This window comes from Rhizobium sp. MHM7A (genome assembly GCF_005862215.1).
GTDB classification, from domain to species: Bacteria; Pseudomonadota; Alphaproteobacteria; order Rhizobiales; family Rhizobiaceae; genus Rhizobium; species Rhizobium bangladeshense.
In genome coordinates, this window is sequence record NZ_VCHT01000009.1 from 44,660 (window position 1) to 57,125 (window position 12,466).

The 12,466-nt window shown below is 61.4% G+C and carries 15 protein-coding genes; 6 read left to right on the forward strand and 9 right to left on the reverse strand.

Annotated features, from left to right (window positions below; all coding sequences use genetic code 11):
• The first annotated feature begins 29 nt into the window (after nt 1–29).
• Together FFR93_RS25455 and FFR93_RS25460 are read left to right on the forward strand one after the other, a co-directional pair.
• On the forward strand, nt 30–1,157 hold the full coding sequence (locus FFR93_RS25455) for an esterase-like activity of phytase family protein (RefSeq protein ID WP_138395204.1): 1,128 nt from the start codon (nt 30–32) through the stop codon (nt 1,155–1,157).
• A gap of 116 nt (nt 1,158–1,273) precedes the next feature.
• Nucleotides 1,274–2,476, forward strand: coding sequence for an AI-2E family transporter (locus tag FFR93_RS25460; protein ID WP_138395205.1), 1,203 nt, complete (start codon nt 1,274–1,276; stop codon nt 2,474–2,476).
• Between the two features lie 8 nt (nt 2,477–2,484).
• Here FFR93_RS25460 and FFR93_RS25465 read toward each other — a convergent pair whose 3' ends face one another.
• Nucleotides 2,485–2,943, reverse strand: a complete 459-nt coding sequence (locus FFR93_RS25465; protein ID WP_138395206.1) for a GNAT family N-acetyltransferase — start codon at nt 2,941–2,943, stop codon at nt 2,485–2,487.
• 130 nt (nt 2,944–3,073) lie between these two features.
• Here FFR93_RS25465 and FFR93_RS25470 point away from each other — a divergent pair, with 130 nt between their 5' ends.
• Entirely contained in the window at nt 3,074–3,493 is a 420-nt protein-coding gene (locus FFR93_RS25470; protein ID WP_064710543.1) for a hypothetical protein, read from the forward strand.
• Here the strand turns inward: FFR93_RS25470 and FFR93_RS25475 are convergent, their stop codons facing one another.
• The 3 genes from FFR93_RS25475 to FFR93_RS25485 all read right to left on the reverse strand — a co-directional run bounded on the left by FFR93_RS25475 (nt 3,494) and on the right by FFR93_RS25485 (nt 5,942).
• Nucleotides 3,494–4,639, reverse strand: coding sequence for a DUF2336 domain-containing protein (locus tag FFR93_RS25475; protein WP_138395207.1), 1,146 nt, complete (start codon nt 4,637–4,639; stop codon nt 3,494–3,496). It lies immediately after the preceding gene.
• Nucleotides 4,640–4,746: 107 nt separating this feature from the next.
• A complete protein-coding gene (locus FFR93_RS25480) occupies nt 4,747–5,358 on the reverse strand; it encodes a flavin reductase family protein (protein ID WP_064710541.1) in 612 nt (203 codons plus the stop codon).
• A complete protein-coding gene (locus tag FFR93_RS25485) occupies nt 5,358–5,942 on the reverse strand; it encodes a nitroreductase (protein ID WP_138395208.1) in 585 nt (194 codons plus the stop codon). Before FFR93_RS25485 ends, FFR93_RS25480 begins: the two co-directional genes overlap by 1 nt.
• A gap of 113 nt (nt 5,943–6,055) precedes the next feature.
• Between FFR93_RS25485 and FFR93_RS25490 the strand changes: the two genes are divergently transcribed.
• A complete protein-coding gene (locus FFR93_RS25490; RefSeq protein ID WP_064713647.1) occupies nt 6,056–7,153 on the forward strand; it encodes a hypothetical protein in 1,098 nt (365 codons plus the stop codon).
• A gap of 191 nt (nt 7,154–7,344) precedes the next feature.
• Here FFR93_RS25490 and thrS read toward each other — a convergent pair whose 3' ends face one another.
• The 5 genes from thrS to FFR93_RS25510 form a co-directional block, all read right to left on the reverse strand.
• Nucleotides 7,345–9,351 carry a threonine--tRNA ligase gene (gene thrS, locus FFR93_RS25495; RefSeq protein ID WP_138395209.1) on the reverse strand — a complete coding sequence of 669 codons (2,007 nt, stop codon included), beginning with the start codon at nt 9,349–9,351 and terminating at the stop codon, nt 7,345–7,347.
• A gap of 118 nt (nt 9,352–9,469) precedes the next feature.
• Entirely contained in the window at nt 9,470–9,997 is a 528-nt protein-coding gene (locus tag FFR93_RS25500; protein ID WP_064713645.1) for a DUF1697 domain-containing protein, read from the reverse strand.
• Nucleotides 9,994–10,155, reverse strand: coding sequence for a hypothetical protein (locus FFR93_RS41030; protein WP_171049256.1), 162 nt, complete (start codon nt 10,153–10,155; stop codon nt 9,994–9,996). The genes FFR93_RS25500 and FFR93_RS41030 overlap by 4 nt, the downstream gene beginning before the upstream one ends.
• Nucleotides 10,156–10,160: 5 nt before the next feature.
• On the reverse strand, nt 10,161–10,565 hold the full coding sequence (gene yidD / locus FFR93_RS25505) for a membrane protein insertion efficiency factor YidD (RefSeq protein WP_138395210.1): 405 nt from the start codon (nt 10,563–10,565) through the stop codon (nt 10,161–10,163).
• A gap of 3 nt (nt 10,566–10,568) precedes the next feature.
• On the reverse strand, nt 10,569–11,015 hold the full coding sequence (locus tag FFR93_RS25510) for an iron-sulfur cluster assembly scaffold protein (RefSeq protein WP_064710535.1): 447 nt from the start codon (nt 11,013–11,015) through the stop codon (nt 10,569–10,571).
• 310 nt (nt 11,016–11,325) lie between these two features.
• Here FFR93_RS25510 and folE point away from each other — a divergent pair, with 310 nt between their 5' ends.
• Both folE and hisI read left to right on the forward strand, forming a co-directional pair.
• The gene (gene folE, locus FFR93_RS25515; protein WP_064710534.1) at nt 11,326–11,940 is read left to right on the forward strand and encodes a GTP cyclohydrolase I FolE; all 615 of its coding nucleotides are present in this window, start codon (nt 11,326–11,328) and stop codon (nt 11,938–11,940) included.
• 25 nt (nt 11,941–11,965) lie between these two features.
• The gene (hisI, locus tag FFR93_RS25520) at nt 11,966–12,418 is read left to right on the forward strand and encodes a phosphoribosyl-AMP cyclohydrolase (protein ID WP_064710533.1); all 453 of its coding nucleotides are present in this window, start codon (nt 11,966–11,968) and stop codon (nt 12,416–12,418) included.
• The last annotated feature ends 48 nt before the right edge of the window (nt 12,419–12,466 follow it).

The window sequence follows — 12,466 nt, forward strand, 5'->3', positions numbered from 1 at the left end:
GCCGTTTTCAACCCTTGCCGGATTTTGCCATGACCAAGCGTTTTGCCGCGACTGCCGCTTTCGTTCTCCTGTCCAGCACCGTCACCGTCAGCGCCACCGACATCGGCGCCACCTTCACGAGCGCCTGCCCTTTCGGCGACTGCGCCGCTGGCATTTCGCTCTCCTACCTCGGTGAATTCGTCATACCCTCAGGCCAAATGGAACACGGCGTCGAGTTCGGCGGCATTTCAGGCCTTGATTTCGATGCCGCCACCGGCCACTACATCGCCATCAGCGACGACCGTTCGGACACTGCCCGCTTCTATGAACTCGACATCGATGTCGATGCGTCGGGCCTCAAGGGCGTTTCCGTCGTCAAGCACGTGACGCTGAAGGACAAGAACGCTGAGCCGTTCGCCGCCAAGACCGTCGACCCGGAATCGATCCGCCTCGGCAAGGACGGCATCTATTGGGGCAGCGAAGGCGACGCCAAGGTGTTGCTGCCGCCCTTTATCCGCGTCACTGCGCCGGACGGTTCGTTCGTGCGCGAATTCCCGTTGCCGGAGGGCTTTGCCCCAACAGCCGACAAGTTGACCGGCATCCGCGACAACCTCGCTTTCGAGGATCTCGCCGTTGCAGGCGACGTATTCGTCGGCGTCGAAGCCGCCCTCTACCAGGATGGCCCGAAGCCGTCGCTGACGACGGGCAGCCTTTCGCGGATCGTCCGTTTTGACGGGAAAACCGGCGAGCCGAAGGCACAGTATGTCTATCCGGTCTCGCCGATCCCGCAGGCCGCCGCCACGGCCGCCGCCGGCAATGACAACGGCATGTCGGAAATGCTCGCTCTCGATGATCACCGCTTGCTCGCCGTCGAGCGCAGCTATGCCGAAGGCTTCGGCAATAACATCAAGATCATGATGATGGATCTCGCTGGCGCGAGCGACATATCCGCCACCCCATCACTCGCCAAGAACGATCAGCGCGTTGTGCCTGCCCGCAAGAGCCAGCTTCTCGACCTCAGAGCAATCGGCCTCGTCCCCGACAATATCGAGGCCATGTCGCTCGGAAAGGCCAAGGACGGTACCGACGTCCTCATCCTAGGCTCCGACAATAATTTCTCGACCAGCCAGAAAACGCAATTCTACGCCTTCAAGGTTCTCCGCCGCCCGCAGCAGTAAGACTGTCATGCCCGACGGACGAACAGTTATGCTTATTATCAGCTTTCATGGTGCGGACCTTGAAACCGCCGGGTTCATGGCCCATAACCAGAGCACAAGAATAAGAAGAGGCGCGCGTGGGTGTGTTTGACCGTCAGAAAACCAATCATGAGCCGCGATGGCTTGGGTCCTCGGCGCCGACACGCACGCCGCTGATTCCGTCCATTTCAGCGGCGCGCTGGCTGCTGGTGCTGATTGTCGCCGCCGGAGTCTATTTCTTCTACGGCTTTCTGGTCCCGGTGCTTGCGGCGCTGGTCATCGGCTTTGCGAGCTGGCCACTCTATCGCAAGCTTCTGGCCCGCGTCGGCGGCAATACGACGATCGCTGCGACGATCGCTATCGTCATGATCGTCACCTTTCTGGTCATTCCGATCGGGCTTGCCGTCACCTATACGACGGGCGAGGTACGCACTTGGCTTGCCTGGGCGATTCACGCCAACCGTGCCGGCGCTTCGACGCCCGACTGGATTGGCGCGCTGCCTTTTGCAGGCCCCTATCTCGATGACCTCTGGACGAAATATATCGGCAGTCCCGGTGCTCTCGGCGAGCTCATCCAGGCGGTCAGTGGCGCTCACATCGGCAATATTTATCGCGCCGTCCTGGCAGCCGGCGGCGGTGCTTTCCACCTTCTCCTGACGCTGCTCTTCATGCTGATCGCGCTGTTCTTCGTCTATCGCGACGGCTTCTCCTTCTCCAAGCAGATCGACATGCTTGGCGAGCGCATCCTGCCGAACCGCTGGGAGCGCATTTCACGCGTCGTCCCTGCAACGATCAGCTCCACCGTCATGGGCATGACGCTGATTGCGATCGGCGAAGGCATTGTGCTTGGTGTGGCTTATTGGATCGCCGGCGTGCCGTCGCCGGTGACGCTCGGTGTGCTCACCGGCGTGATGGCGCTGATACCGGGTGGTGCGCCGCTCTCCTTCACGCTGGTTTCCATCTATCTCCTGGCGAGCGGCTCGCATGTCGCCGGCATCGCCCTTTTCGTCTGGGGCACCGTTGAGCTCTTCATCGTCGACAAGACGCTGCGGCCAAAGCTTGTCGGCGGCCCGATCAAACTGCCCTTCCTGCCGACTTTTTTCGGTCTTGTCGGCGGCGTCAAGACGATGGGCTTTCTCGGCCTCTTCATCGGTCCGGTGCTGATGGCGCTGATCGTCGCCATCTGGCGCGAATGGATCCACGAGGCCCAAAGCGCCGAGAGCAGCGGAAGTGTGCCGCAGATCATCATCGACGAGCAGGCACCGCCGTCCAAGCCGATCCCCCGCGCCGCCGAAGGCTGAAACTGCCGCTATCCCAGCTGCTTTTCCATGAACAGGCTGAGCGGATCCGGCAGATAGGTGCCGAAAGCCTCGATCTCCTGATATCCGTATTTGCGGTAGAGGGCGATCGCCTCGGGCTGGTAAATGCCAGTCTCGAGCCGGATCGCCGTCAACCGCTTTTCCCTCGCGATCGCCTCCAGCGCAATCATGAGCCCGCTGGCGATCCTTAATCCCCTGGCCTGCTGGTCCACGAACATGCGCTTGATCTCCGCCGTTCCGTCGCCGGCCTCGACCAGCGCGCAGCATCCGACAATCGCTCCCTCATTGCGGGCGACGAAGAAGCTTACCGACGGTTTCTCCAGCGAGGAGAGGTCGACCAGGTGGTTGCTCTCCGCCGGATAGAGCGACCCTGCATAGGCGTCGGAAAGATCGAGAAGGCGGATGACGCCTTCCTGGCGCGGCGGCTCCTGGGCGATAGTGACGGACATAGTGGTTTCCAGTGTTTGCGGGAGGCGCAAATTTTTGCTGACATGCCGAAGAGTTAGGGCCTTCGCCTTCTTTCGGTTGGAATTGCGCCGTCTAAGGCGATCTCACGTTCAATAGCTTAGGAGTCAGAATATGCAAGCGGTGCTCATCGCAATGACCATTCTCGGTTGCGACGATTCCGTCAGCCAATGCAGCTATGTCGCGACGGTCGACAAGCGTTGGGAAACCGTTGCCGCTTGCGATGCCGAAGCCGAACGCCGGCTGAAAGCTTTTGCCAATGTCAGCTATCCCTCGGTCATCGCAGTGTGCGAGGCGCCGAGAGCGCTTGCCGCCGCCGAACCCCCGAAACCTGCGCCTCTGCCTGCCGCCGCGGCCGACACCGTTCCTGCCGCACCCGAACAACCAACAGGCATCGCCGGCTTTGCTGAGAATATCGCCGGCCAGGTTCGCGCACACCTCCCAACGGGCAAAGACGTCAAGGAGACGCTTTCCAAACCGGTGCATTTCGTATCCGCTAGTTATTCCTGGGTGGTAACCCGGCTGAATGACTAGCTAGGCCGCAGCGAGCGCCGCGTAGACGCGGGCCGATTGTCGCTGCTCGGCGACATGAAGCTTTTCCACCATGTCGAGCAGTTCTCCGGCCGCGCTGTGCGAGCCGCCGTGATGGCGGAATTTTTCAAGAAGACGGCCGCCTACGGTGTCTAGCACGCTGCCCGGCGCCTTTCGAGCCGCCTCGCGCCATAGAAGCGTCGCTTCCACGAAGATCACGCTGATATCCCGAGGCAGGCCGGCGGACTCATAGAGGGCGCGCACGGCATGCATGCGCCCAGTCGCCAGGATCGAACGCACGCGGCGCTCGCTGCACGCTGTGAGATCGACAATCGCGGCAGCGAAGAAATCCACCTTGCCGGCGCAGAGCGCATGCATCAGGAAGGACGGCGTCAGCCGGCCGTTGAGGCGCAGATGTTCGACGAGGTCGGGTATCTCCCGCGGCGCGATATCGCCGGCGATCGAAACGATCGCTGCCTCGGTCGCCTCGCGGCTGATGCGCTGGAGCCGCTGCAGCCCGATCGCCGCCTGCACCAGCGGCAGGCCGACCAGCGCATTGCTGACATGCTGGGTGAGCAGCTGGCGGGCATCGGCCGGAAGGTCGCTGCGGTCGAGCAGCAGGTTGCGGATATCGCAGCAGTCGCCGAGCCGTTCGGCGATTCGTTTCAACGACTGGCTGGAAATGGCCGCGCCGTCGTTTTCGAGCAGGCAGAGCAGTTCTTCCTCGTCGCCGACCTCCGCAAGTGCTGCGGAGACTGGGCGCGTGACATGGGCTCTGGCCGCGATCAGCATGCGGGTCGCGCCGTTGCCGCGTGCGGCAAGATCGACGAGATCGGCATCGCTCAGAAGCGGCGAACAGGTAACGGCGTGGCAGGCGACCTCGGGCTGGTCGGCGGCAAGCGAAAGGATCAGACTGCGAGGCGCGTCGGGCGACCAGGCGATCGTCTCGGCCAGCGCAAGCCGCACACGCGGCGACGGGTCATCGAGAAGAAAGGTCATCGCCATCTCGGCTGCCGCCCGCTCCTCCCCGCTCATCTCGGATTGCAGATAGGCTCGACCCAGTGCGTTCGCGGCCCGGGCCCGATCACCGGTCTTGGCCGTTTCGATCCAACGAAGGAAAGCTTCTACGATCACGCGACGCCCCAGCACTTGAACGCGATTTCCTCGCGCTGCATTCATTGCTGTGACCGTAGCGGCAAAAGGTTTAAGATTCGTTCACCATATTTCTTAAGCCCTTGTATGCCTTACGCTCGGGACTACATTTTTGGCACCTGCGGCCGGAACATCTCGAAAACATCGCTGCCTTCGCTGTAATCCATGTAGCCCATGCGGGCCACCGGCCGGGCGATCGACATGTCCAGGCGGCCGTCTCTGACGATGGCCTCGTCGATGCGAATGCCGACTACCTCGCCGAAGACGAGTACATTTTCGGAAGGTGCGCCCGACAGCGTCTTCGGCTCGATGATTTCGGTGACCCTGCATTCGAGCACGGCATAAGCCTCGCCGACATAGGGGGCGTCGATCAGTTCGGACTGTTTCGGCGTCAGCCCTGCGAAGTCGAATTCGCTGTTGCCGTAGGGCAGTGCCGCCGACGAGAGGTTCATCTTTTCGGCGAGATCGCGGCTGACGAAATTGCAGGTGAAGACGCCGGTTTCCGCCGCATTGCGCTGGCTGTCCTTACGCCCGGCGGAAGAAAACATCACCAGCTTCGGCCGGTCAGCGACGGCATTGAAAAAGGAATAGGGAGCAAGATTGATCGAACCGTCCCTGCCCTTGCTGCCGATCCAGCCGATCGGCCGTGGCGATACGATCGCCTTGAAGGGATCATGCGCGAGTCCATGCCGATTGGTGTCCGTCGTGTAGAACATCAGTCCTCTCCGCCAACCCAGGTCACGGTATCGGCAAGCTCCGGCCGCGGCCGCTCTATCGCCGGGAACGTGGTCGAGCCGATGTGGATGAAACCTGCTACCTTTTCGCCGGAGGCGACGCCGAGCAGCGGATATGCGCGCTCATCATAGGCGAACCATTCCGTCAGCCAGTTGGCGACATAGCCGCTGGCATTGGCGGCAAGAATGACGTTGAGGCAGAGCGCGCCCGCCGACATCAGTTGCTCCCATTCCGGGATCTTGATGTGCGGCCCCGCCTTGCTGACAACGGCAACGACCACGGGCGCGCGGGTGAAGCGGGTACGCTCGACCTGGATCATCTCTTTGGAAAGATCCGGCTTTGTCTCGAGTGCCAGCTTCAGGAGCTCCTCGCCGAGCCGCGCACGCTCATCTCCGCGATAGACGATAAAACGCCACGGAGCGATCTTGCCATGATCGGGAACACGCGAGGCAAGCCGCAGGATCTCCTCGATCTCGGCCTTCTCGGGGCCTGGTTCACACATCTGGAAAGCGGGAATGGAACGGCGCACGGCGAGGTAATCGATCAGCTTGATATCGGATTTCATGCGGGAGAAACTTTCATTTTTATGCTGCTGCAAAGCGTGGGTCTTGAATTTGCCATCGCGTTGGTCTTGAAGTGGCCTTTGCGATTTCAGAAGTCAATCGGTTCACGAAACAGATGTTTGGCATTTCGCCTCTTGCACGCATCAGCCTCGCCATCGCTCTGATGGTATTGATGCCCCTCGGCGCAGGCGCGCAGGATGCCTTCAAAGAATTCAAACAGCTCGACTCGACGTCGAAGATGCCCAAGCTCAACGCCTTCATCGCGCCTGGCACCGCGCCCGAAGGGACCAAGCTGCGCGACGTCGCGATGGAAGCCAAGCTGACGGCCGACGGTACGCCTGTCGATGACGGCCTTTCCTGGTATGTCTTCAGCCCGATCGCGGGAGCCGACGGCAAGCTGCCGCTTATCGCCAGCGCCAAGGGCGGGCCCGCCGCCTTCCAGCTCGCTCCGGGCGATTATTTCGTCAATGTCTCATTCGGCCGCGCCGGCGTCACCAAAAAGCTGACCGTGCCCGCTGACGGCGAGGTCGACAAGCAGGTGATGGTCCTTGATGCCGGCGGCCTCCTGCTCAACGCCGTCTCCGGCACCGATTCCCGCATCCGCCCGGACCAGCTGAGCTTCTCGATCTATTCCTCGGAAGTGCGCGACGATGGCGAGCGTGGTCTCGTCGTGGCCGACGTCTCGCCGAACACCGTCGTGCGTCTCAATGCCGGCACCTATCACATCGTTTCCGAATATGGCAGCGTCAACGCCGTCATTCGCGCCGACATTCAGGTCGAGGCCGGCAAGCTCACGGAGGCGACCATCCAGCACCGTGCTGCGCAGATTACCTTCAAGCTGGTCTCCGAAGCCGGCGGCGAGGCGATCGCCGACACGGCGTGGTCGATCCTGACGGCAGCCGGCGACAGTGTCGGCGAAAGCGTCAGCGCCTTTCCGACCATGGTCCTTGCCGAAGGCGAATATTCCGCCGTCGCCCGTAACAAGGACAAGATCTATCAGCGCGATTTCACGGTGGTTGCCGGCCGGAATACCGACGTCGAGGTTCTGATGAAGGACCAGCAGCCGCAGCAGCCCGTGAGCGCTGCCCGCCCGGTGCAGCAGGCGCCGGCCGGCACGCCGCCCCCGCCGGGTGTCCAGCCGGCTCCGGAGGAGCCTCTGCCCTCCTACGAACAGCTCGTGCCGCAGGGCGGCGACGGCGCCAGCCTCGATTGATTTCCCGCAAACAGTTTGGCTCGACGGCACTCCCTTCGAACGATGCGGTCGGCGGCGCATCGAGAAGACGGCCGCGGAGAGACCATCGCGATCCGCCATCGGAATGAAGCCGCTCCCCGTTTGCGACGAAGATATTGCGGTTTCAGATCCCCGACAGCGCCGACCTTGGCGCTGTCGGAGCCAGGCAAATTTCAGGCCGCCTTGGCCTTCTTTGCTTCGGCCTTGCGACGGATGTCGGGCGGCGTCGCTTCGAGGGTGAGGCTCTCGACGGCGGCGTCGAGCCCCATCGAAACCTGGTCCTGGCTGCCGAGGCGGCGGATATTGACCGTGCGTTCCTCGGCCTCCTTCCTACCGCAGACGATGATCACAGGAACTTTGGTGACGGAATGCTCGCGGATCTTGTAGTTGATCTTCTCGTTGCGGAAGTCGGTCTCGACATTGAGACCCGCTTCGCGTAGCGCTTCGGCCACCTCAAGCCCGTAAGCGTCGGCTTCCGAGGTGATTGTCGCGACCACCACCTGCAGCGGTGACACCCAGAGCGGCATATGACCCGCGAAATTCTCGATCAGGATCCCAAGAAAGCGCTCCATCGAGCCGCAGATGGCGCGATGAATCATCACCGGCTGCGTCTTTTCGGAGTTGCTGTCGATGTAGAAGGCACCGAAGCGTTCGGGCAGGTTGAAGTCAACCTGCGTCGTGCCGCACTGCCATTCGCGGCCGATCGCATCCTTCAGCGTGTATTCGAACTTCGGTCCATAGAAAGCGCCCTCGCCCGGCAAGATGCCGGTCTTGATGCGGCCCTCGGACTGAGCCTCGATCGTCTTCAGCACGTCGGTCATAACGGCTTCGGCGCGGTCCCAGAGCGCGTCGGAACCGACGCGTTTTTCCGGCCGGGTCGAAAGCTTGACGACTATTTCCTTGAACCCGAAATCTTCATAGACCGAGAGGATCAGATCGTTGATCTTCAGGCATTCGGCCGCCATCTGCTCGTCGGTGCAGAAGATGTGCGCGTCGTCCTGCGTAAAACCGCGCACGCGCATCAAGCCATGCAGAGCGCCGGAAGGCTCGTAGCGGTGCACGAGGCCGAATTCGGCGAGGCGGATCGGCAGCTCACGATAGGACTTCAGGCCGTGTTTGAAGATCTGTACATGGCCAGGGCAGTTCATCGGCTTCAGCGCGAAGACGCGATTATCGGCTTCCTTGTCTTCGGGATGCGTCATCGCGTGTGCCGATTTTACGGCGAACATGTTTTCCTGGTACCAGCCCCAGTGTCCCGAGGTTTCCCACAGCGACGTGTCGAGCACCTGCGGCGCGTTGACCTCCTGGTAGTCGGCGGCCAGGCGACGGCGCATATAAGCGACGAGCGTCTGGAAGATGCGCCAGCCCTTGCCGTGCCAGAAGACGACGCCCGGGCCCTCTTCCTGGAAATGGAACAGATCCATTTCGCGGCCGAGCTTGCGATGGTCACGCTTTTCGGCTTCGGCCAGCACGTGCAGGTAATTGTCGAGATCGGCCTGGTCGGCCCATGCCGTGCCGTAGATGCGCGACAGCATGGCGTTGTTGCTGTCGCCGCGCCAATAGGCGCCGGCAACCTTCATCAGCTTGAAAGCCGTGCCGACCTGACCGGTGGAGGCCATATGCGGGCCGCGGCAGAGGTCGAACCAGTCACCCTGATTGTATATCTTCAGATCCTGCCCTTCCGGGATCGCATCGACAAGCTCGACCTTGTACTGCTCGCCCTTGGCGGCGAAGACTTCCTTGGCCTTCTCACGCGACCAGATCTGCTTGGTGAACGGCGCGTTGCGGGCGATAATCTCCTTCATCTTCTTTTCGATCTTCGGCAGATCGTCGGGCGTGAAGGGTTCGTTCTTGGCGAAGTCGTAATAGAAGCCGTTCTCGATGACGGGACCGATCGTCACCTGAGTGCCGGGCCAAAGTTCCTGCACCGCTTCGGCCATCACATGCGCGGCGTCATGGCGGATGAGCTCCAACGCGCGGGGATCTTTGCGGGTAATGATCTCGATCTTGCCGTCGGTCACGGCATCGGAAAGGTCGCGCACGGCGCCATCGATCGCAATGGCGACGGCGCCCTTGGCAAGCGACTTGGAAATGGATTCTGCGACATCCCTGCCGGTCGCGCCAGCCGGGAAGCTGCGCACGGAACCATCGGGAAATGTCAGGGAAACGGATTGGGACATCGAAATTCTCCTTGCCAGTCCCGCCAACGAATGCGGGTGGTTGAAATGAAGCGACACCAAGCAGGAGGCGCTGCCGCCTGATACTGATATTTCCGCAGGGAGTAAAGAAGCAGCCGGCTTAGATGATCATCTGCGCAAGACCGCAAACGGTGTTCCAGTTGCGCATCGTTCCGACGCCAAGCCGCTTGGTCGTCAGCGCCGACAGCAATTTAGATTGGCTCGGTTTGCCGGCGAAATCGATCCAGAGGTCGCCGCCGACAACGGCGATGCGCTGGCCTTCCACCATCAGCGGTTTCAGCGCCTCCACCTTCTCTGGATCGATTGGCAGGCGCATGACCCGGACGATGACCTGATCTCCACTGCCATCCCTGAAGGGATTGGTGCCGCAGAGCGCCATCCAGGTGCAGTCGCTGCGCACGACGATATCGACATGTTTGCCGAACTTCTCTTCGAAGCCCTCTTCCAGCGCGACCTCGAGTTCATGCGGGCGCATGTCGTCGGCTTCGAAAACGAGATTGCCTGTTGAAACCAGCGTGCGCGGCTCGCGATAGCCAAGCGCTTTGGCAAGCGCGCGCAAGTCTTCCATGATCACCCGGCGGTCGGGCGTGAGCACGATGCTGTGCAGGAGGGCGATGAAGGTACTCATGGCCAGAACTCCTCTGCTCCATAGGGCAAGGTCTTCAGCATCCTGTCGAAGGCTGCTTCGCAGATGTGTTTGCACACTGCTACTGCGGCGTCGCAGATATCGTCCAGGTAGGTGCCGAAATCTGCCGATGCACGTCTATATTCGCCGGGCATCGTCATCGCGCTCACCCTCTCTTGCGTCCGAGGGACAGATAGCGCCACGGCGTCCACCAACGGAAGCTGTCGCCGAGCATTTCCGGAACCGGGTCGAGCCCGCTGGTGCCGCCGGGGCCGCAACGGCCGACGCGAAACAGCGTCATCCAGCCGCCGGCCCATAATCCGTGGCGGGCAATCGACTCGTAGCCATATTCCGAGCAGGTCGGGATATGGCGGCAGGAATTGCCGACAAAGCTGGAAAGCGTCAGCTGATAGAGGCGGATAAAGCCCATGCCGAGCAGACGATCAGGGGTTTTGCGGAACGGCCCGGTGTAGTTGCGGAAATAGCGTGCAGTCTTTGCGTGCGGCCGTCTCGATGCGGCCGCACCGCCATCGTCCTCATCGTCAGCCTGCTGGACGCAGAACTCGCACATATCTTACGCCTCGACAACTTCCGCCCGTTTGGCCTCGATCTGCCCGATCGCATCGACCACCGCATCGAAGGTCAGCATCGTCGAGGCATGGCGGGCCTTGTAGTCCCGCACTGGCAGGAGATAGCGCATGTCTTCGAACCGACCGCCAGGCCCTGCCCCGTCCGCCTTCAACATGGCGAGCATGTCCAGGCGCGCCTGCCGCAATTCGCCCGATGTCGCGCCGACGATATGGCGGGCCATGATCGAGGACGAGGCTTGGCCGAGTGCGCAGGCCTTCACGTCATGGGAAAAACCGGTCACGACATCGCCATCCATTTTCAGCCAGATCCGCACCTTGGAGCCGCAAAGCCTGGAGTGCGCCTGGGCGGTCGCATCGGCATCATCAAGCGTCCCGGTCAACGGAATATTGCCGGCGAATTCGAGGATTTTGCTGTTGTAGATGTCGTCCATGCTGGATTTCCGCTCCAAAGTCGCCGCGGATCGGCCTAAATCGGGCTGTGATTGTCGTTGAAACAAAAAACACACCGTGTCGTCTGAGGATACTTACATACCATGGCTGTCTTCCTATATGTATGTCGTTCGGAGGCCATGAAAATGCAATGGCCTTGTGTAAGTTTGATTGGGAAACCGTGCCGGATGGGCGTTTGAATCTGCCCTGAAAGCCCCGGAGCCTGCCAAAGGTGCATGAATTCCCGCATGGGACTGACCAGTGGCGATTCCGACAGATGGGTCCGCGACGCGGGCCAGGAGACCATTGATCATGGACGCCATCGTAAAGAACTTTCCGCAGCCGAACCGTGACTCGGACCGCCCCTCCCAGCAGGAGGCGGAGGAAGCCGTTCGCGTTCTGCTGCGCTGGGCTGGTGACGATCCGACGCGCGAAGGCCTCATCGAGACGCCGGCCCGCGTCGCCAAAGCTTACCGCGAGCTTTTTGCAGGCTACGACATGGCGCCGGAGGACGTGCTTGGCCGTACTTTCGAGGAAGTCGCCGGCTACGACGACATGGTCCTTGTCAAGGACATTCCCTTCTACTCGCATTGCGAGCATCATATGGTGCCGATCATCGGCAAGGCCCATGTCGCCTACATGCCGGACGGACGTGTGCTCGGCCTGTCGAAGATTGCCCGTGTCGTCGAAATCTATGGGCGACGCCTGCAGACGCAGGAAACGATGACTGCCCAGGTCGCCCGGGCCATCGATGACACGCTGCAACCGCGCGGTGTTGCCGTGATGATCGAAGCCGAACATATGTGCATGGCGATGCGCGGCGTTCAGAAGCAGGGTTCGACAACGTTGACCACCACCTTTACCGGAACGTTCAAGACCGAAGCGGCCGATCAGGCCCGTTTCATGAGTATGGTGCGGAGCCGCTGATACCGGCTCCCTCAGGAGGGCCGCGATGAGTCAACTGATCTTCAACCAACCGTCCGAGGACAAATCGACGTTGGAAGACGCTGGCGATTTTACGCCGCGTTTCGACGATCGCGGCCTGATCACCGCGATCGTGACCGACGCGGGCGATGGCGAACTGCTGATGGTGGCGCATATGAATGCCCAAGCCTTGGCGCTGACCATCCAGACGGGCACGGCCCACTATTTCAGCCGGTCGCGTGGCAAGATCTGGAAGAAGGGCGAGACCTCGGGCAACCTTCAGACGGTGAAGGAAATTCGCACTGACTGCGATCAGGACGCCATTTGGCTGAAGGTCGAGGTCGCCGGCCATGACGCCACCTGCCACACCGGCCGCCGTTCCTGCTTCTATCGAACGGTGACGCTGCGCGACGGAAAGCCGATGCTAGACATCGTCGACGACGAGCGTCATTTCGATCCGCAGGACATATACGGAAAATAGACCGACCTCCCCGGAATTTGCCCCTTATTGTGCCAGAAACCGGTTCTA